Below are 18,128 nucleotides of genomic sequence, written 5' to 3'. Positions count from 1 at the left end.
GGCCGAGATGGCGCCCTCGAGCCTCACGTCCAGTACAGCACCCGCGCCGCCGGCAGGTCCCGGGCAAGGCATTCGGTGAGATGGGTGCGCATCGCCTGCATCAGCGGCTTCGGGAAGACGTGCTTCACCGTGCCGAACTTGGTGCGCTTCTCCACCCGGTCGGCCTCGTCGAGGGGCAAGTCCGAGCCCGGATACCAACCGCGCAGCACCGCCTTCGAGCCGGGCGTGAAGCGGTGGGTGATGAGTTCGGCGGTCAGATCGAGATCCGGAGCGCCAGCCAGCGCGTCGGCGGCATCGCGGATCAGGGCGGCGTAGGCTGCCTCCCAATCCGGCACGGGCAGGATCGGCGCGATGGTCAGCCCGACCGGATAGCCCGCCCGCGCCATCTGGCTGAGCGCCGAGAGCCGCGCGTCGAGGGTGTCGGTGCCGCCCTCGTAACGGGCCGCCGGGCGGGCGTTGACCGAGACCCGGATGCGGGTGCGCCGGTTGTGCGGCAGGTCGAGGAGCGGCGCGACCGCGGCGAACTTCGTGGTGAAGCGCAGCTGCACCGGCGCATCCCAGGCTCCGAAATGCCGGATCGCCGCCGAGAGCGAGCCGGTGAGATGTTCGATGCCCAGCGGATCGGTGTAGCAGGAGGCCTCGAAGGTGGTGCCCTCCTGCGCCCGCTCGGCCGAGGCGGATGTCACCGCGCCGCGCCCCAGATAGGCATCGAGGTTGCCCAGGATCGCGTCGAGATTGGCGTAGGCGCGCGTCACCGGCGGCCCCTGGAGCGAGCCCGCGAGGTAGCAGTACTGGCAATGGGCCGGGCAGCCCTCCGCAAGGTCGAAGCGCCAGTCGGCCGAGGGCGGGATCGGCTGGAGCCGCAGCTTCGTCGGCGGTGCCACCGTGAGGGCGAGGGTCGCCTTGGCGGCCGTGTAGGCGCGCCGCGGGTCCGGCTCGCGCGGGCTCGGCAGGCGGTTGGCCGACAGGCGCTCGACGGCCAAGCCCAGCGCCTCGGCGCGCGCCAGCATCCCCCGGCCATGGTCATGATCGAGCGCCGCCGGCGTCACCAGTACCCGGCGCGGGCGCCACAGGCGAGCCGGGCGTTGCGGTTCGACCGGCGGTTCGACCGGCGCTTCGACGGGTTCTTCGAGAGCCAGGGCGGGGGAGGGAGGCATCCTTGTCGAACGCTGAGCTGCACGTCGCGGGTCCGGCCTAGTCGCCCGGTCGCGGTGCGGCTAAAGCACCGCCATGTCTGCAGGCAGGGAGAGCGTTCATGTCGGCCGCGATGGCTGGTTGTTTCTCATCGGGGGCACCAACCGCGTCCTCGACCGCTATCGCGGCGGTCTGCGCCAATGGCTGCTGCTGCGGGGCTGGGCGCGGCTGATCCGGGCCCGCGCCCGACGCGCGGAGCGGCACGGCATCCGCTGCCTCCACGTGATCGTGCCCGAGAAGCTTTCGGTCTACGACGACAGGACCGACGGCCTGCGCTACGACCCGGCCAAGGCCTCGACCCGCCGCCTCGCCAGGCTTCTCGCCCGTCACCCCGCCTATCTCGATCTCCTCGCCCCGCTCCGGGCCGCCCGGAGCGGGGCGGTGCCGCTCTATCTGCGCACCGACACCCATTGGACCCTGCAGGGCTGCCTGCTCGCCTACCGCGAGATCATGCGGGTCCTCGGCGCCATCCCGCCGGCGGATATCGGGGCACGCCCACAGATCGTCTCGGACGAGCTGATGGATCTCGGCGAGAAACTCCGTGAGCGGCCGCGGGAGCGCATCGAGCGGTTCATGCTGCAGCGCGATTCACGCCGGGTCGAAACCGGCCCGCTGCTGGCCGCCTACGAGGCGGAGGGGCGCGACCGGGAGGTGCATGTCGGCGCGCATGTCGTCTACCGGAACGATGCGCCGACCGCCGATCCGCGCCGGCTCGTCCTGTTCGGCGATTCCTGCGCGCATTTCGACCCGTTCATGCTGACCGGGCTCCTCGCCGAGAGTTTCAGCGAGGTCCACTTCATCTGGTCGTCAGGCTTCGACTGGACCTACATCGAGCGCGTCCGCCCCGACATCCTGCTGTTCGAGGTGGCGGAGCGGTTCCTCGCACGCCTGCCGAAGGACGATTTCGACGTCACGGTCGCGGGCCAGCGCGGCACCGGCGGACGACTGGCGCGGATCCGGCAGGGCGGCCTGAAGGCGCGATCGGCGGCCGATCAGTAGATCGCGGTCGCGGTGTCCATGACAGCGAAGTCGTTGATGCTCGCCGCCTGATACTTGGCGAAGGATTCCGGAGCGTAGGCGATCCCGATCATGAGGACGAGCAGGGTCGCGAGGCAGGCCAACGTCGCCGTGACCACGTCCGCATGGCGTCTCAGAGCGTGGATCATCAGGCATCCGAACGTGAACAGCGCCGCCTCGGCGACGGGCACCAGCGCGAACGTCATCACTCCATCTCCATACAGGTCTCACTCGGCCGGTCCGACCGCGCCGGATCGAGAGATGGCGCATTTTGCTGCACTGCAACAGAAGGGCACGCGCAAGCCTGCCTTGCGCAGGAATCGCGGGCCGCTGGGAACGCATCGCGCGCCGGCCCAAATGCGACCGGCGTCTTTCCCCAAACGCCGCGAGACCCATCTGAGCGACGGATCGCGCGTGGACGGGATACGGGACGGGATACGACGATGGGTCTTCTGGTGGACGGCGTCTGGCGCGATCAGTGGTACGACACCGCCGCCACGGGCGGCCGGTTCGAACGGAAGGCTTCAAGCTTCCGCAACTGGGTGACCGCCGACGGTTCGCCGGGGCCCTCGGGCGAGGGCGGCTTTCCCGCAGAGCCGGGCCGCTACCACCTGTACGTTTCCCTGGCCTGTCCCTGGGCCCACCGGACCTTGATCGGCCGCGCCCTGAAGGGGTTGGAGGCGGCGATCGGCGTCTCGGTGGTCGATCCGCATATGGGCGCGGAGGGCTGGGTGTTCGGGGACACGCCGGGTGCGACACCGGACCCGATCCATGGCGCGCAACGCCTGTACGAGGTCTATCTGGCGGCGGAACCGACCTATACCGGCCGCGTGACGGTGCCGGTGCTCTGGGACCGGCAGCGCGCCACGATCGTGTCGAACGAATCCGCCGAAATCCTTCGGATGCTGAACGGCGCCTTCGGCGGCACCGGCCCCGACCTCTATCCCGAGGATCTGCGCCCCGAGATCGACGCGCTGAACGCCCGTGTCTACGATCGGGTGAACAACGGCGTGTACAAAGCTGGCTTCGCCACCGCGCAGGCGGCCTACGCGGACGCCTTCGAGGCCCTGTTCGCGGAACTCGACGCCCTGGAAGCGCGTCTCGACCGCGGCCGATACCTGTGCGGCGCCCGGCTGACCGAAGCGGATGTCCGGCTGTTCACCACCCTGGTGCGGTTCGACGCGGTCTATGTCGGCCACTTCAAGTGCAACAGGCGCCGGATCGCGGACTACCCCAACCTGTCGAACTACCTGCGCGATCTCTACGCGCTCCCGGGCGTCGCGCCCACCGTGGATCTCACACACATCAAGCGGCACTATTACGAGAGCCACCCGACCATCAACCCGACCGGCATCGTGCCGCTCGGGCCGGAGCTCGATCTTTCTGCGCCCAACGACCGAGCGCTCCGATTCGCGGCGTAACCGAAACGCCCGGCGCGTGAACCCGACCGTGTCGGTCCCGGTAGCCCGACGACCGTCCGCCAAGCCCCGGCCCTCGACGGCCGGCGCGCGGGGCCTAGTTCGGTTTTCAACCGGAGGATGCCCGACACGCCATGACGAATCGTCTGCGCCTTGCCCTGTTCTGCGCCCTGTCCAGTCTGCCCGCGTCGGCGCACGCCCAGGCGGCGCTGCGGCTGGAGGGGACCTGCGAGAAGCTCGTGATCGGCACGCAGGATCTGAGCGCCGCCTGCAGCAACGTCCTGACCAATGCGGTGAGCCGCAACCGCACGAGCTTCGACTTCACCACCTCGGACGGCCAGACGATCGGCTTCAGCGGCAACGGAGCGCAGCAGGAGGCGACTGAGGAGTCCGACCCGCTGCAGCCGATCAACGTCGTGACCATCGGCAAGGACGCCGCACCGACGCTGGCGATCGGCGCCTGCCGCTTTTCCACACCGGAATCGGGGCGCACAGCGATCACCTGCGAGGCGAGCGCCGCGGACGGGCGCCCCTTCGCCGGGACCTTCGTGACGGCCGCCAAAGCCGCCAAGGGAGCGCCGGCCTCCCCGCCAGTTCGCTGAGCAGGGTCGCCCGATCCGGACTGGTCAGACGGCTTTGCAAGCCCCATTTAACAGGCTCCAGCAAAAAGGTTCCGAAGCCAGACCGATGCTTAATGACAGCCTCGCCGGGGGCGCTCCCTCGGCCGTCGATACCGGCTCCTTGATCAAGGACACGACCACAGCGAGCTTCCGTCAGGATGTGATCGCCGAGTCGATGCACCGGCCTGTCTTGGTCGATTTCTGGGCGCCCTGGTGCGGGCCCTGCAAGCAGCTGACGCCGGTCCTGGAGAAGGTCGTCAAGGAGGCTGCGGGCGCCGTCGCCCTGGTGAAGATGAACATCGACGAGCACCCCTCGATCGCGGGTCAGCTCGGCATCCAGTCGATTCCGGCGGTGATCGTTTTCCAGAAGGGTCAGCCGGTCGACGGCTTCATGGGCGCTGTCCCGGAGAGCCAGATCAAGGAGCTGATCGGGCGGATCGCCGGGCCGGCCGAGGATCCGGTCGAGGCCGCGCTCGCGGATGCGGCCGCCCTGATCGAGGAGGGCGACCTCGCGGGCGCCTCCGAGATCTACGCGGCGGTTCTGGAGCAGCAGCCCGACAACGTGCCGGCGCTGGCGGGCCTCGCCAAGATGCAGCTCGACGCCGGTGAGGTCGAGAACGCCAAGCGCGTGATGGCGATGGTGCCGGAGGCGAAGGCCAATGACCCGGCGCTCGCGGGCATCCGCGCCGCCCTGGAGCTCGCCGAGCAGGCTGCCTCGCTCGGCGACCTCGCCGGCCTGCAGCGGGCGGTCGAGGCCGATCCGGACGCCCATCAGGCGCGGTTCGACCTTGCCCTGGGGCTGGCCGCCCGGGGCGAGCGCGGACAGGCGGTCGACCACCTGATCGAGCTGCGCAAGCGCGACAAGGATTGGAACGAGGACGGGGCGCGCAAGCAGCTCCTGCAATTCTTCGAGGCCTGGGGCGTGATGGATCCGGACACGATCCGCGGGCGGCGCAAGCTCTCGACGCTTCTGTTCTCGTAGGGCGTCGTCCCGCGACCGGGGTACCCGTCAGGGCGCCCTTCGCCGGGCGGATTTTGGTTCGGCGCGGGCGAACGCATTACAGCAAGGCCGTGGGGCGAACCGGATCGCGCGACGATCGGGGACGTCGCCCCAAGCAGGTTTCGCACAAGTGGCCGCCGGTTTTGCGATAAAAACCTGCGAGCGGCCAAGAAACTAAGCAACGTTGCGTTGGCCCCCCGACGCAACGCTGCTTAGTCCCTCCGGGAGGCGCCATGAGCACCCAATCAAGCTACAAGGGCCCGGCGGATTGTCCCGCGGTGATCCCTGTCTTTCCCCTCTCGGGCGCGCTGCTGCTGCCGCGCGGTCAGATGCCGCTGAACGTCTTCGAGCCCCGCTATCTGGCGATGGTCGACGACGCGATGCGCACCGACCGGATCATCGGGATCATCCAGCCGGATCCCGAGAACTCGGGCGCCACGAATCCGAAACTCTACCGCGTCGGCTGCGCCGGCCGGATCACGCAATACGCCGAGACCGGCGACGGCCGCTACCTGATCTCGCTCACCGGGGTCAGCCGCTTCCGGATCGAGAGCGAGTTGGCCTCCGCCAGCCTGTACCGGCGCTGCCACGTCTCGTACGACACCTTCGCGGTGGACTTCGCGCCCCGCGCGGGCGAGGAGCATGTCGACCGTGCGGGTGTGCTCAAGGCGTTGCGCGATTTCGTGGATTCGAACGACCTGAAGGTGGATTGGGCGGGGATCGACGAGGCGCCCGACGAGGCGCTGGTCAACGCCCTCTGCATGATGAGCCCGTTCGGCGTCCGCGAGAAGCAGGCGATGCTGGAAGCCCCCGACCTGAAGACCCGGGCCGAGATCCTGATCGCGGTCACCCAGATGGAACTGATTCGTGGCGCAGGCCCCGAATCGACGATGCAGTAGGTTTCGCGCACGATGAGCAACGAGCTGACAGCCCCCGTCGAGGCGACCCGCGTCGACCCGAAGCTTTTGGAAATCCTGGTCTGCCCGCTGACCAAGGACACCCTGGAATACGACGCTGCCCGCCAGGAGCTGATCAGCCGCTCGGCCAAGCTCGCCTATCCGATCCGTGACGGCATCCCGATCATGCTGCCCGAGGAAGCACGGCCGCTGATGGATTGAGCCGAGGCGGGCGTCTGCGGGAAGACGAACAGCGTTTGCTGCGTCTCTCCCTCGCCCCTCTGCGGGGGAGGGGGACGCGCGGTTCCGTCGCGTCCCACCCGTCACATAAGGAGAGGTGAGGCGTACCCCGCCCTTCAAATCTTCGGTCAGCCGCCTGAGCACAAGCAACGCTCCGCCCTCCTGCAGGATACGGCCAAGCATCAGGTCGCCCCCGGGTCGACTTTCCGGCCCGATATAGATATAAGATCTGATCACGCCGCACACGACCGCGGCCATAATCTTGCTGCACCACGCGTTCAGCGTAGGGTCATCTGCGATCGACGATTCTGCGTGGCGCCCAGCGCGGCACCCGCATCGCTGAAAGATTGCTCTACATGCTGAAGCCCATTGCCCTTGCGGCCCTCGCCGCCGGCCTGTCCATGCCGATCTGTGCCTCCGCGTACGCGGAACCCGGCACGCATAACGGCCGGTGGTCGGTGGAGCTGGTGACCGAGAGTGGCCTGTGCAACGCCCGCTACAGCTACGCTCTGGCCATCCGGGAGGGGCAGCTGCAGCTCGTCTCCGGCAGCGCCGGAGCCCGGGTCAGCGGCCATGTCGGCGCCGACGGCGTTGTGGGCTTGAGCGTCAGCAACGGGACGGCGAGCGGCACCGGAACGGGCCGGCTGCAGGCCGGAACCGGTGCGGGCACTTGGAAAGTGTCTTCGCTCTGCTCCGGCCGCTGGACCGCGCGGCGCAGCGATACCCGCACCGCGCGGGCCGAATAGGCGCGCTCAGGCCGCTGCGGCGAGCCAGTTGCGCGCGTCTTCCAGCCGGGCGCGCTCGAACACCTTGATCTGCGTCGGCGAGACGAAGTTGAAGGTCTCGGCCAGAGCCTTCAGCCAAGGGGCGTCCGTCACCAGGGCGACGTGGCTGATGCTCTTCATCATCGAGATGCCGAAGCGCGGGTCCTTGAAGAACGCCGCCGGCTCCATGCCCTCGAAGGCGCGGATATCCTCGAGCAGCTTGATCTTGCCGCCCTTGTCGAGGTCGGCCTTCATGGCGGTCATCGCCGCGTTCATCTCCTCGTCGGTGATCTTCCCGTCGACCACGATCTCGGCGACATTCGAATCCGGCGTCTTGGTGTAGGTCAGCACTGATCGCTCCTCCGGGAATCGCCCGCGTCCCGTAGCCGGTGTCCGGCCCAGGTCCGCGGCCCCTTTAGACGAGTCTCCTACAAAAAGCTCTGCGGGTCGACATCGATCGCGACCCGGACGTTGCCGCGCACCTTCGGCCCCCGGGCCAGCCAAGCGCGCAGATAGCCCTGGAGATCGACGTTGCGCTCGGTCTTCACCAACAACCGGAAGCGGTAGCGCCCCCGGATCAGGGCAAGCGGCGCCTCGGCAGGGCCCAGCACCATCACGCCTTCGGGCGGGTCTGCGGCGCGGGCCAGCGCCTGCCCGTGCGCCTCGGCGACGGCCCGGTCGTTGGCCGACACGATCAGGGCCGCGAGCCGGCCGAAGGGCGGCAGTCCCGCCGCCTCGCGGGCCTGGATCTCCTCGGCGTAGAAGCGCTCGGCATCCCCCGACAGCAGGGCGGCGATCACCGGATGCTCGGGCTGGTAGGTCTGGACCAGCGCCCGGCCGGGCTTCTCGCCGCGCCCGGCCCGGCCGGTCACCTGCTGGAGCAGTTGGAAGGTGCGCTCCGCTGCCCGGGGGTCGCCCGAGGTCAGGCCGATATCGGCATCGAGCACGCCGACCAGCGTCAGGAACGGAAAATTGTGGCCCTTGGCGACGAGTTGGGTGCCGATCACGACGTCGCATTCTCCGGCCGCCACGGCGTCGAGTTCCTGCCGCAGGCGCTCGGCGCCGCCGGGGAAGTCGCTCGACAGGACGACGATGCGCCGGTCCGGGAACAGCTCGGTGGCCTCCTCGGCGATGCGCTCGACGCCCGGTCCGCAGGCCGTGAGATTGTCGAAGGTGCCGCACTCGGTGCAGGCCTCCGGCCGGCGCTCGGCGTAGCCGCACTGGTGGCAGACCAGCGCCCGGCGGAACCGGTGTTCCACGAGCCAGGTCGAGCAGTTCTTGCACTGGTAGCGATGGCCGCAGGCCCGGCACAGGGTCAGCGGCGCATAACCCCGGCGGTTGAGGAACAGCAACGCCTGCTCGCCGCGCTCCAGGGTGTGCTTCACCGCGTTGACCAGCGGCGGGCTGAGGAAGCGCCCGCGCTCGGGCTGGTCCCGGCGCATGTCGATCGCCGCGATATCGGGCATCTGCCGGCCGCCGAAGCGCTCGGGCAGGAGCACGTGCCGGTAGCGGCCACGCGCCGCGTTCACCCGCGTCTCGATGGCGGGCGTCGCGGAGGTCAGCACCACCGGGCAGCCTTCGAGGCGTCCGCGCACCACCGCCATGTCGCGGGCGTGGTAGTGGACGCCGTCCTCCTGCTTGTAGGCGGTCTCGTGCTCCTCATCGACCACGATCAGGCCGAGGCGTGCGAAGGGCAGGAACAGGGCTGAGCGGGCGCCGACCACCACCAGGGCCTCGCCCTCGGCCACCGCGGCCCGCAGGCGCTCGCGCCGTTTGCCGCCGATCCCGGAATGCCAGGCCGCCGGCCTCACCCCGAAGCGCGCCGCGAACCGGTCCAGGAACTGCGCCGTGAGCGCGATCTCGGGCATCAGGATCAGCGCCTGAAAACCCGCCCGGATGCAGGCCGCCACCGCCTCGAAATAGACCTCGGTCTTGCCCGACCCGGTGACGCCCTCCAACAGGACCGGCCTCGGATCGGCGGCCGCTTCCGGCTCGCCGGGCGGCCGGTGCCAGGGGAAGCCTTCGAGCAGCGCGGTGACGGCATCGCCTTGGGCGGGCGAGAGCGGCGTCCGCGGGAATGCGGGATCGGGCCGCGGCGCGACCGGCTCGGGCTCGACCGCCACGGTCTCCAGAACGCCGTCGTCGATCAGCCCATCGACCACCGAGGCGGAGACCCCGGCCTCCTTGGCGAGCGCGCTCTTGCCCCGCAGCGCGCCGTCGGCGGCGACCGCCAGGACCTTGGTGCGGGCGGCGGTCGGCCGGGACGGGGGCTTGTCGGTGAGGCGGACGGCGACCCGGATCGTCTCGGCGGCATTGGCCTCGTCGGGCAGGCGCAGCACCATGGCGAGCGCCGAGCCCTTCGGAGCCAGCGTGTAGCGGGCGATCCAGTCGACGAGGCTGCGCAGGGGCTCCGACAGGGGTGGGTAGGGCAGGCGGCCCGTCACCGGCCGCAGATTCGAACCGCCGGCCGTCTCGGCGAGGCCCCAGACGACGCCGACGATCTCGCGCGGCCCCAGCGGCACCTGCACCACGTCGCCGATCGCGAGTTCGAGCCCGACCGGCGCCACGTAGCTGTAGGGCGTGTCGAGGGCGAGCGGGATCAGGATCTCGGCGACAGACGGCATACTGGGCTTTTCGGGCGGCTCCGTTCCGGGTCCGTACCACACGCTCGAAAAAAGAACCCGTGGCTTCAGCGCGGCCGCAGGCCGGGCACCAGCGGCAGGGCGGCGAGACTCAAGCCCGCCATCGCCCAGAAGGCCTGCGCCCCGAACGCGCCGTAGAGCAGCCCGGAGGCCAGGGTCGCGAGCACGCCGGACAGTCCGAGCCCCAGGGTCCCGTAGAGGGCGAGCGCGGTGGCGCGCAGCTCCGGCGGCGTGGTCTGCTCGATCAGACCCAGGCAGGCGAGATGCAGAAGTGCGAAGCTCAGCCCGTGCAGCGCCTCGGCCGCGGCGAGCCAGGGCACCACGACTGTAGCGCCCAGCACCGCCCAACGGAGCGCGCCCGCGATGGCCGCCACCGCGATGCCGGCCGGAAGCCCGATCCGAGCCAGGAGGGGCGGTCCGGCCAGCAGGAAGACCAAAACCTCAGCGAGAACCGAAACCGACCAGAGCAGGCCCGCGACCCCGGCCGGGATCCCGGCAGAGCGCCACAGGATCATGGCGAACCCGTCATGCATGGCGTGGGCGCCGATCACCAGGGCAGCGGCCAGCACCGTGAGACGGAAGCGCGGGAGCGCAACGAGCGCGGCGAAGCCCCGCCAGGGCGGCCCGGCGGCAACGGACCTGGCCCGGTCGGACGGCGGCAGGGCCAGGGAAGCGGCAGCCGCCGCGAGGAACAGGGCGCCGCTCGCCCAGAGGGCAGCCGCGAGGCCGAGCGCCGCGATCAGCCAGCCGGCTGCGACGGTCGCCGCGATGAAGGCGGACGAGCCGGCGGCACGGACCCAGCCATACTGGAAGGCTGCACCGCCCCGCGCGGCGGCCAGCGCCAGTGCGTCGGCCAGCGGAGCGGGGGCGGCCGTTCCGGCCGCGTAGAGCAGGGCCGGCCCGATCAACTGAGCGAACCCGATGCCGGGCAGGTGGGCCAGGACGGCGAGGCTGGCCGCGGCGAGGCTCGCCGCCAGGATCGTCCGGGCCGCCTGCCGCCGGTCGGACCAGGCGCCTGCGAGTGGGCCGATGACGAGGCGCAGGGCGCCCGCTGCGGCGAGCAGCATCCCGATCGCGCCGGGATCGAGGCCGCGCATCGCCAGGAAGCCCGGCAGGATCGGCGAGAGAACGCCGTAGGCCCCGTAGAGTGTGCCGTAGAGGACGAGGAAGCCGACAAGGCCGCCCCTCCGCGTGCTGACCGTTTCCGCCCCCATGGGTGGAGCGTAGCACCGGTGCGGGCCCGTGTGTCAGGGCCGATGCTGGTCCGTCAGCAGGGGCGACGGACCGCGAAGCGATACCGGCGCCCCTGCGCGTCCACCAGTTCGCTGTCGGGGCTCTCCTGCCAGACCACCTCGTCCTCGGGACGGGCCGCATCGGTCAGGGTCGCGCCGCGGACGATGTCGAGGCTCAGGCCGAAGCCGTAATTCGTGGCGGTCGCGTCGGTGATCGCGGCCGAAATGTCGGCCTCGTCGGGCAGGCACGCGAACAGGACGCCGTCGGCGATCGCCAGGGTGTAGGTTTGCACGGATGCGCTCCAGCGGATGTTACGAGCATGGACCAGCATGCGAACGGCGGAACCTAAGCATCGCAACCCGGATGTGAACCCATCCAATCGCGATGCTGCATTGCACCATTGCGTGAGGACCAGCTGTCAGCGCCGCGATGGGCGTCAACGAACCGGACCATGTGGGACGCATTCGACGCGGCCAGCGGTTCGGCTGAGATACGCGGCGCGTTCAGGCGTCGAGCCGCGGGAGCGTGGCCGGGCGGTCCGGCTCGACCACCAGGGTCGCCGGCACGGCGCCGTCGCCTGCCAGTGCCTCAGCGATCGCCTCCGGTGCGATCGGGGCCTCCGCTGTCGGTCCGGCGGGATCCGGCGTGATCCGGGCGGTCTCCCGGCGCGGCCCGGTCTCGGCATCAGCGGCGTGCTCATCGGCGACACCAGTCACGGATTCGCGGGCGATCAGGCCGATCGCGGCGGCGTGCTCGGCCATGGCGACACTGTCGGCGGCGAGCACGAGGCTGGACCCCGCCCGGGCGACCGCACCGGCGAGGCGGACGATCTCCTCGACACGCCCGGAATCGCGGGACACGTTGCGGATGTAGACCGCCAGAACCCGCCCGGGATTCTCCTCGACGATCTGCGCGTAGACTTCCGGATCGTGCTGCCCGCTGTCGCCAATCAGGACGAAGGGCAGGTCCCGATAGAGCCCAAGCATGTGCCGGATCACCGCCTGCTTGTGGTCGGTGGCCCGGCGCGGCAGCGGGTGGGTCCAGGACAGGCCCCATTCCCGCAAGAACAGCACCGGCCCGGCCGGGATGCCGTGCCGCTGGAAGAATTCCGACAGCATCTCGTAGAGGCCCCAGGGGGCGCGGGAGACGTAGAGCATCGGATTTCCGTCCGCGCCGCCGACGCCCGCATGCAGGGCGCGGTACAGGGCGGCGACGCCCGGGAAGGCGACCCGGCTGTCGGCATCCTCCACGAACAGCCGCCAGAGCATCTTCAGTTTGTTGGCGACGCCGGTGCGCATCACCGTGTCGTCGATATCGCTGACCACGACGCAGCGGCAGTTTTCGGGGGGGATGAACACCGCGCCCTCGGCCGGGATCGGCGGATCGCTTTCGAGGACCAGCTCGACCGGATGCCACGCGGCCCGCTCCGCCGGTGGATCGTGCGGATGCAGGTGGATGCGGAAATAGCCGTCACGGTCGGTCTCGACCCGGACCGCATCCCCGCCGAACCGGGCCGATACGGATGCCCCCGCCACGGTCCGCCGGGCGATGCGGCGGCGCAGGTCGCGCCACTGTGCCCGCAGGGAATCCGGATCCTCCCCCGGGATACCGGGGGATTGGCGAAAGACCCGCCCGATCAGGAAAATCGCCTCCCGCGAGCCGTAGCCGCGATAGGACTCGACAACGAGCCCGCCGCGGCCCTTGCCGCCGTGGCCCTGCGCCCGGCGGACCGGCCGGACGAGGACGCGCAGCGCCTTGCCGGCGCCCCTGCGCACGCGGGCGCCCATGCGGGACGCCATGGTCGATCAGGCCTGAGGCAGCTCGGGGCTCAGCCCCAGCGCATCCAGGCCCTCCTCCAGCAGATCACCGGCATCGGGCGCGCCCAGCAGTTCCTTCACGGCGCCGTCGCCAGCCGCCTCCCGCTCCCGGGCGAAGCGCACAGCCTCACCCCACTCCTCAGGCTCCATGTCGCCGCGGCCGATGTAGAGCAGCGCCAGCAGCTCCGCGCGGGCATCGTCGTCGAGCCCGGCGATCATGCCGCGGACCTCTTCCTCCGTGGCATCGTCGGTGCCGGAGATCAGGACGTCCGTGGAGCCGTCGTCGATCGGGTTCGAGCCCGAATCCGGATCGGTGTCGCCCTCCTTCACCGCGATGGCGCGCAGCCGGAAGACAATGTCGGTGACGGTTTCGACGGCGATATCCATGCGGTGTGCTCCGGACGCTGAAACGGTCGGGCCCGCGGGGCCCTCAAGCGGCGACAACGGGCGAGCGGGCGCCGGGTTCGCCCCATCCTCATCGAACCGCGCCTCATCGAACCGTGCATGCGTGGTCCGCGCCCCTTTCCGGCCCCGTGGCCGTAGGCTAGAGCCGACGCGACTTCTCCGACGACCGGATCAAGACTGGCGAGTGACGTGGTTTCACAGAAGACTGCCCTCATATCGCCCGTCGATCGCGTCGCATCTCAAGTCCATGATTGCTCTTCCCGGCCCATTGCCGGGCGGCAGCGGGCGCTGGTCCCGACCTTGAGCGGCCTCGGCGCGCTGGTTGCCTCCGGGCTTCTTGCGCCCGGTGGCGCGATGGCCCGTCCGGCCGGCTTCGAGGGCAGTGCGCCGAGCTGCTACGTCACCGGCGGCGGGGGCCTGGAGATCTGCCGCGACGGCTCGGAGGCCGAGGGCGTGCTGATCGCGCCCGCGCCCTGCGCCTTCGTGCGCGGCGTGCAGATCCTGCGGCTTCCCCGAACCGAGGCGCCCGGTCCGATCCAGACACTGTTTCAGGGCCAGACCCCGATCGCGAGCCGCCGCGACGAGCCCTGCCCGGAGCGGCGCGCGATCGACAGTCGGGACGGCGGGTCCCTGCGCACGGGGCGCACCGTTGAGGCGCTGATCACGACGCTGCCGCCCACGGCCGACCGCTTCTGGGTCGATCTGCCGGAGGAGCGCACGAAGTCCCGCGGCTGGTCCGAGCCGACACCGGCCGCCGAGGGGATCGGCCCACGCGACCCGATCGCGGTGGCCGGCCGCGATTGGGCCGGCGAGGCCTACAGCTACGTGTTCCTGCTCGGGCAGGAGCGGGTAGGCGTGGCCAACGCCCAGGACGATGCCCAGGACGACGTGCCGACGCGCCAGCGGCGGCGGCGGGCTCAGTCCGATGAGGCGCCCGCCGATGTCCGGCGCCGGGTCCAGATCGAGGCCCGCACCCTGGACTTCAAGAGCTTCGAGATCCGCACCCGCGCCGCCGACGGCTACGGGCTCGCCTGGACGCCGTTCGAGCCCAAGGGCGGCACGAAGTCCGGCCGCGGGCGGAGCGACCCGCCGACGCCCGCGCCGGTGATCGACGCGACCGGCAAGCCGGTAGCCTCGGCCTGCACGGCCCCGGCTTTCGAGACGCACGGGCTTGCAGGCTCGATCAGCATCGTCGATCGCACCTATCACTACGTCTACACGGACGTGCTGCCCGAGGATTGCGGCCTCGCCCCGGAGAAGCGGCGCACGGGACTCTACCTGCGCACCGCACAGGACCTGTCGGGCCCGAAAGTCTGGTCGGTGGCGAAAAAGCTCGCCGGTCCGCTGCCGCCGGGGAGCCTCGTGCGGGTGGCCCGCGCCAAGGGCATGCAGCGCTGGGCGGTGTCGTACTCCTGCCAGAGGCCGGCCAACGCCCCGGGCGGCCCGGTGGCCGATATCTGCCTGCAATACACCGCCGACATGAATCTCGACGGGATCGGCGCCCTCAAGCTCTACGCCGACCCGATCGAGGCAGGCCGCTCGCCGGCCTATCTCGGCCTGCGCTCGGGGGGCGACGGCAGCGGCCGGTTCGACCGGAGCGCCCATTTCTGGATGACGGACGCACAAGGGAACCTCGATACGCCGTCGATCTACCCCAACAAAGGCGGCTTCCTGACCTGGCTCGACCGGCTCGCCCCCACGGCGTCGGGCCGCGACACGTCGAGCCTCTACGGCCGGCCGGTCTACTGGGCGACGTGGACGGTGCGCCGGACCGACGCGCAATAAGCCGCGCGAGCCGCTATATGGGCAGCCGACTCGCCGTACTGGGCTGGCCTGACGGAACCGATGGACACCGAAATCGACCTGTGGTTCGCCGCGAGCATCGTGGTGATCTCGCTTCTGCTCTCGGCCTTCTTCGCGGGCGCCGAGACCGCCTTCACCGCCGCCTCCCGGGCGCGGATGCACACGCTGGAGCAGGCGGGCGATCCACGGGCGGCGATCGTCAACCGCATCCTGGCGATCCGCGAGCGCTTCATCGGCGCCATGCTGATCGGCTACAACATCGTGGCGATCGGCGCCTCGGCGTTCACCACCAGCGTGCTGACGGCCCTGTTCGGCAAGAGCGGCGTGATCTACGCGACCGTCGGCATGTCGGTGCTGGTCATCGTCTTCGCCGAGGTGCTGCCGAAGACGCTCGCGATCTCCAAGCCGGACCAGACCGCCCTGGCCACGGCCCGGCCGGTCGCCTTCGCGGTGGCCGTGATGGGGCCGCTGGCGATCGCCATCGAGCAGCTGGTGCGGCTGATGCTGAAGCCCTTCGGTGTGACCATCGGCGAGCACCAGTCGATCCTCACCGCCGCCGAGGAGCTGCGCGGGCAGGTGGCGCTGATGCACCGGGAGGGCGGGGTCGCCAAGGCCGAGCGCGACATGCTCGGCGGCCTCCTCGACCTGTCGGAGCTGAACGTGTCCGACGTGATGGTCCACCGCACCAAGATGCGGGCGATCGACGCCGACCAGGCCTCCGAGGACATCGTGCGGGCGGTCCTGTCCTCGCCCTACACGCGGATGCCCCTGTGGCGGGGCACGCCGGAGAACATCATCGGCGTGCTTCACGCCAAGGACCTGCTGCGGGCGCTCGACGCCGCGGGGGGTGACGCATCCGGCCTGAAGGTCGAAGCGCTGGCTCTGGAGACGTGGTTCGTGCCGGGCACGACCTCGCTGCGCGCCCAGCTCAAGGCGTTTCTGACCAAGAAGACCCACTTCGCCCTGGTGGTCGACGAGTACGGCGAGGTGATGGGGCTGGTGACCCTGGAGGACATCCTGGAGGAGATCGTCGGCGAGATCGCCGACGAGCACGACGTGACGGTCTCCGGGGTGCGGCCGCAGGGCGATGGCTCGGTCAACGTCGACGGCGGCGTGCCGATCCGCGACCTCAACCGGGCGATGGACTGGAACCTGCCCGACGAGGAGGCCACCACCATCGCGGGCCTCGTGATCCACGAGGCTCGGACCATCCCCGACCAGGGCAACGCCTTCAACTTCCACGGCTTCCGCTTTCAGGTGATCCGGAAGGCGAAGAACCGGATCACGACGCTGCGGATCACGCCGCTGACGGCGACGGGGGTGCAGGTGACCGGGCAGATCGAGGGGCCGCGCGGCGCGGTGTGAGCGCGCAGTGCGGGAGCGGCGCCCGCTCCCACGACGCGCGCCCCTTACCGGGCGCATGCGCCGTCAGCGGCATGCGCCCGGGATTTCGCACCGGAGTCACCGCGCCAGCGGCACCGGTCGATCCGGATCGGCGCTTCGCAGAGACCTTGCGCTGGTTTCAGGATCACCTTCCACGTTCGTTCCAGGCGTCCGGGAAAGGGTTGGCCCAAAACCGGAGGCTATCCCGGCATCGCCTCCAGCCCCTCGGCGCGGATCCAGTCGCGGGTGCGGTCGAGCGCCCGGCCGAGGCGGTCGAACAGGGCGTCGATCTCGTCCGGCGTGATGATCAGCGGCGGGCAGACGGCGACCCGGTCGCCGGCGAGCGCGCGCACGATCAGCCCCTCGCCCTGCGCGAAGGCCACGCAGCGGGCGGCGACCCCCTTCTTCGGATCGTATTGCCGCTTGCTCGCCTTGTCGGCGACGACCTCCAACCCGCCGATCAGCCCGATGCCGTTGGCCTCACCCACGATGGCGTGGTCGGCCAGCGCCGCGAGCCGGCGCTGGAAGTGTGGCGCCTTCGCGGCCGCGCCCTCGATGATCTTGTCGCGCCGGTAGATCTCGATCGCCTTCAGCGCCACCGCCGCGGCCACGGGGTGCCCTGAATAGGTGGTGCCGTGGCCGAAGGTGCCGAGCTTCTCGCTCTGGCTGATCATGGCCTGATAGAGCGGCTCGTCGATGCTGACGCCGCCGAGCGGCATGTAGGCCGAGGTAAGCGCCTTGGCGAAGGAGATCGAATCCGGCCGGACGCCGAGCGCCTCGCTGCCGAACCACGTGCCGCACCGGCCGAATCCGCAGATCACCTCGTCGGCGATGAAACGCACGTCGTATTTCGCCAGCACAGCCTGGATCGCCGCGAAGTAACCGCGCGGCGGTACGATCGCGCCGCCCGCGCCCATCACCGGCTCGGCGATGAAGGCCGCCACCGTCTCGGGACCCTCGCGCAGGATCGTTTCCTCCAGCTCGGCGGCGAGCCGGGCCGAGTAGGCCTCCTCGTTCTCGCCTGCTTCAGCGCCCCGGTAATGGTGCGCGCACGCCACGTGCAGGAAGCCCGGCAGCGGCAGGTCCCAATCGGCATGGTTGGCCGTCAGGCCGGTCATCGAGGCGCTCGCCACCGTGACGCCGTGATAGCCCTTCTGCCGCGCGATGATTTTTTTCTTGTTCGGCCGGCCGAGCGCGTTGTTGTAGTACCATGTCAGCTTGACTTGGGTGTCATTGGCCTCCGAACCCGAGGACGTAAAAAAGATCTTCGAGGTCGGGATCGGCATCAGTTCCTTGAGCGTCTCGGCGAGCTCGATCCCCGGATCGTGGCTGCGGCCCGAGAAAAGGTGGGTGAACGGCAGCCGCGCCATCTGCACCTGAGCCGCCTCGACGAGTTCGGCGTTCGAGTAGCCGAGCGCCGTGCACCACAGGCCCGACATGCCCTCGATATAGGCGCGCCCCTCCGTGTCGTAGACATGGACGCCCTCGCCGCGCTCCAGCACCAGCGGACCGGTGTGTCGATGCGTCGACAGGTTGGTGTAGGGGTGGAGCAGGGTTTCGACGTCGCGGGTCGCGAGATTCGAGAGCATCGGCGGCTGATCCTCGTGCCGAGGGGATCCGCCACACTACCGACCCGATGCACCGGCAGGTAGCCCGGCGGACCCGCCTCCGGCCGTTGTCGGATGCATGCCGGACG

General features: G+C 70.2%; 18 protein-coding genes. 9 read left to right on the top strand and 9 right to left on the bottom strand.

Annotated elements, in window-relative coordinates:
• Nucleotides 1-23: 23 nt before the first annotated feature.
• Nucleotides 24-1,157 carry an SPL family radical SAM protein gene (locus tag MKK63_RS04480; protein ID WP_243999077.1) on the bottom strand — a complete coding sequence of 378 codons (1,134 nt, stop codon included), beginning with the start codon at nt 1,155-1,157 and terminating at the stop codon, nt 24-26.
• 73 nt (nt 1,158-1,230) lie between these two features.
• Between MKK63_RS04480 and MKK63_RS04475 the strand changes: the two genes are divergently transcribed.
• A complete protein-coding gene (locus MKK63_RS04475) occupies nt 1,231-2,193 on the top strand; it encodes an alginate O-acetyltransferase AlgX-related protein (RefSeq protein ID WP_243999076.1) in 963 nt (320 codons plus the stop codon).
• On the opposite strand, the gene MKK63_RS04470 is transcribed toward MKK63_RS04475, so the two are convergent.
• On the bottom strand, nt 2,187-2,417 hold the full coding sequence (locus MKK63_RS04470; RefSeq protein ID WP_243999074.1) for a hypothetical protein: 231 nt from the start codon (nt 2,415-2,417) through the stop codon (nt 2,187-2,189). The genes MKK63_RS04475 and MKK63_RS04470 overlap by 7 nt on opposite strands.
• A 237-nt stretch (nt 2,418-2,654) precedes the next feature.
• Between MKK63_RS04470 and MKK63_RS04465 the strand changes: the two genes are divergently transcribed.
• The 6 genes from MKK63_RS04465 (at nt 2,655) to MKK63_RS04440 (ending at nt 7,131) form a co-directional block, all read left to right on the top strand.
• Nucleotides 2,655-3,632, top strand: coding sequence for a glutathione S-transferase family protein (locus MKK63_RS04465; protein ID WP_243999072.1), 978 nt, complete (start codon nt 2,655-2,657; stop codon nt 3,630-3,632).
• A gap of 131 nt (nt 3,633-3,763) precedes the next feature.
• A complete protein-coding gene (locus MKK63_RS04460; RefSeq protein ID WP_243999070.1) occupies nt 3,764-4,231 on the top strand; it encodes a hypothetical protein in 468 nt (155 codons plus the stop codon).
• Between the two features lie 85 nt (nt 4,232-4,316).
• Nucleotides 4,317-5,231 (top strand): thioredoxin, encoded by a 915-nt coding sequence (gene trxA, locus MKK63_RS04455; protein ID WP_243999069.1) that lies wholly within the window; start codon nt 4,317-4,319, stop codon nt 5,229-5,231.
• Nucleotides 5,232-5,482: 251 nt separating this feature from the next.
• The gene (locus MKK63_RS04450) at nt 5,483-6,148 is read left to right on the top strand and encodes an LON peptidase substrate-binding domain-containing protein (RefSeq protein ID WP_243925252.1); all 666 of its coding nucleotides are present in this window, start codon (nt 5,483-5,485) and stop codon (nt 6,146-6,148) included.
• Between the two features lie 12 nt (nt 6,149-6,160).
• On the top strand, nt 6,161-6,367 hold the full coding sequence (locus MKK63_RS04445) for a Trm112 family protein (protein WP_243999067.1): 207 nt from the start codon (nt 6,161-6,163) through the stop codon (nt 6,365-6,367).
• Nucleotides 6,368-6,741: 374 nt separating this feature from the next.
• Nucleotides 6,742-7,131, top strand: coding sequence for a hypothetical protein (locus tag MKK63_RS04440; RefSeq protein ID WP_243999065.1), 390 nt, complete (start codon nt 6,742-6,744; stop codon nt 7,129-7,131).
• Nucleotides 7,132-7,137: 6 nt separating this feature from the next.
• Here the strand turns inward: MKK63_RS04440 and MKK63_RS04435 are convergent, their stop codons facing one another.
• The 6 genes from MKK63_RS04435 to MKK63_RS04410 form a co-directional block, all read right to left on the bottom strand.
• Nucleotides 7,138-7,500, bottom strand: a complete 363-nt coding sequence (locus MKK63_RS04435; RefSeq protein WP_091719129.1) for an STAS/SEC14 domain-containing protein — start codon at nt 7,498-7,500, stop codon at nt 7,138-7,140.
• A gap of 77 nt (nt 7,501-7,577) precedes the next feature.
• Nucleotides 7,578-9,773 (bottom strand): primosomal protein N', encoded by a 2,196-nt coding sequence (locus MKK63_RS04430; RefSeq protein WP_243999063.1) that lies wholly within the window; start codon nt 9,771-9,773, stop codon nt 7,578-7,580.
• 65 nt (nt 9,774-9,838) lie between these two features.
• Nucleotides 9,839-11,005 carry an MFS transporter gene (locus MKK63_RS04425; RefSeq protein ID WP_243999061.1) on the bottom strand — a complete coding sequence of 389 codons (1,167 nt, stop codon included), beginning with the start codon at nt 11,003-11,005 and terminating at the stop codon, nt 9,839-9,841.
• Nucleotides 11,006-11,058: 53 nt separating this feature from the next.
• Nucleotides 11,059-11,316 carry a hypothetical protein gene (locus tag MKK63_RS04420; protein ID WP_243916667.1) on the bottom strand — a complete coding sequence of 86 codons (258 nt, stop codon included), beginning with the start codon at nt 11,314-11,316 and terminating at the stop codon, nt 11,059-11,061.
• 211 nt (nt 11,317-11,527) lie between these two features.
• Nucleotides 11,528-12,811, bottom strand: coding sequence for an App1 family protein (locus MKK63_RS04415; protein ID WP_243999219.1), 1,284 nt, complete (start codon nt 12,809-12,811; stop codon nt 11,528-11,530).
• A gap of 18 nt (nt 12,812-12,829) precedes the next feature.
• Nucleotides 12,830-13,228, bottom strand: a complete 399-nt coding sequence (locus MKK63_RS04410; protein ID WP_243999059.1) for a DUF3775 domain-containing protein — start codon at nt 13,226-13,228, stop codon at nt 12,830-12,832.
• 372 nt (nt 13,229-13,600) lie between these two features.
• On the opposite strand from MKK63_RS04410, the gene MKK63_RS04405 reads away from it, so the two are divergent.
• Together MKK63_RS04405 and MKK63_RS04400 are read left to right on the top strand one after the other, a co-directional pair.
• Complete coding sequence (locus tag MKK63_RS04405) at nt 13,601-15,031, top strand: hypothetical protein (protein ID WP_243999057.1); 1,431 nt, start codon at nt 13,601-13,603, stop codon at nt 15,029-15,031.
• A gap of 60 nt (nt 15,032-15,091) precedes the next feature.
• Nucleotides 15,092-16,414, top strand: coding sequence for an HlyC/CorC family transporter (locus MKK63_RS04400; protein ID WP_243999056.1), 1,323 nt, complete (start codon nt 15,092-15,094; stop codon nt 16,412-16,414).
• Nucleotides 16,415-16,632: 218 nt separating this feature from the next.
• On the opposite strand, the gene MKK63_RS04395 is transcribed toward MKK63_RS04400, so the two are convergent.
• The gene (locus MKK63_RS04395; protein ID WP_243999054.1) at nt 16,633-18,021 is read right to left on the bottom strand and encodes an aminotransferase; all 1,389 of its coding nucleotides are present in this window, start codon (nt 18,019-18,021) and stop codon (nt 16,633-16,635) included.
• Nucleotides 18,022-18,128 lie beyond the last annotated feature (107 nt).

Source organism: Methylobacterium sp. J-088 (assembly GCF_022829295.1).
GTDB lineage: Bacteria > Pseudomonadota > Alphaproteobacteria > Rhizobiales > Beijerinckiaceae > Methylobacterium.
Note: the sequence above shows the minus strand (reverse complement) of the source record. Positions and strands in the feature narration are given on the sequence as shown.

Coding starts and splice junctions, on each gene's coding strand:
- MKK63_RS04480 (WP_243999077.1), bottom strand. CDS start 1,157: ATGCCTCCCTCCCCCGCCCTGGCTCTCGAAGAACCCGTCGAAGCGCCG.
- MKK63_RS04475 (WP_243999076.1), top strand. CDS start 1,231: ATGTCTGCAGGCAGGGAGAGCGTTCATGTCGGCCGCGATGGCTGGTTG.
- MKK63_RS04470 (WP_243999074.1), bottom strand. CDS start 2,417: ATGACGTTCGCGCTGGTGCCCGTCGCCGAGGCGGCGCTGTTCACGTTC.
- MKK63_RS04465 (WP_243999072.1), top strand. CDS start 2,655: ATGGGTCTTCTGGTGGACGGCGTCTGGCGCGATCAGTGGTACGACACC.
- MKK63_RS04460 (WP_243999070.1), top strand. CDS start 3,764: ATGACGAATCGTCTGCGCCTTGCCCTGTTCTGCGCCCTGTCCAGTCTG.
- trxA (WP_243999069.1), top strand. CDS start 4,317: ATGCTTAATGACAGCCTCGCCGGGGGCGCTCCCTCGGCCGTCGATACC.
- MKK63_RS04450 (WP_243925252.1), top strand. CDS start 5,483: ATGAGCACCCAATCAAGCTACAAGGGCCCGGCGGATTGTCCCGCGGTG.
- MKK63_RS04445 (WP_243999067.1), top strand. CDS start 6,161: ATGAGCAACGAGCTGACAGCCCCCGTCGAGGCGACCCGCGTCGACCCG.
- MKK63_RS04440 (WP_243999065.1), top strand. CDS start 6,742: ATGCTGAAGCCCATTGCCCTTGCGGCCCTCGCCGCCGGCCTGTCCATG.
- MKK63_RS04430 (WP_243999063.1), bottom strand. CDS start 9,773: ATGCCGTCTGTCGCCGAGATCCTGATCCCGCTCGCCCTCGACACGCCC.
- MKK63_RS04425 (WP_243999061.1), bottom strand. CDS start 11,005: ATGGGGGCGGAAACGGTCAGCACGCGGAGGGGCGGCCTTGTCGGCTTC.
- MKK63_RS04415 (WP_243999219.1), bottom strand. CDS start 12,811: ATGGGCGCCCGCGTGCGCAGGGGCGCCGGCAAGGCGCTGCGCGTCCTC.
- MKK63_RS04410 (WP_243999059.1), bottom strand. CDS start 13,228: ATGGATATCGCCGTCGAAACCGTCACCGACATTGTCTTCCGGCTGCGC.
- MKK63_RS04405 (WP_243999057.1), top strand. CDS start 13,601: ATGGCCCGTCCGGCCGGCTTCGAGGGCAGTGCGCCGAGCTGCTACGTC.
- MKK63_RS04400 (WP_243999056.1), top strand. CDS start 15,092: ATGGACACCGAAATCGACCTGTGGTTCGCCGCGAGCATCGTGGTGATC.
- MKK63_RS04395 (WP_243999054.1), bottom strand. CDS start 18,021: ATGCTCTCGAATCTCGCGACCCGCGACGTCGAAACCCTGCTCCACCCC.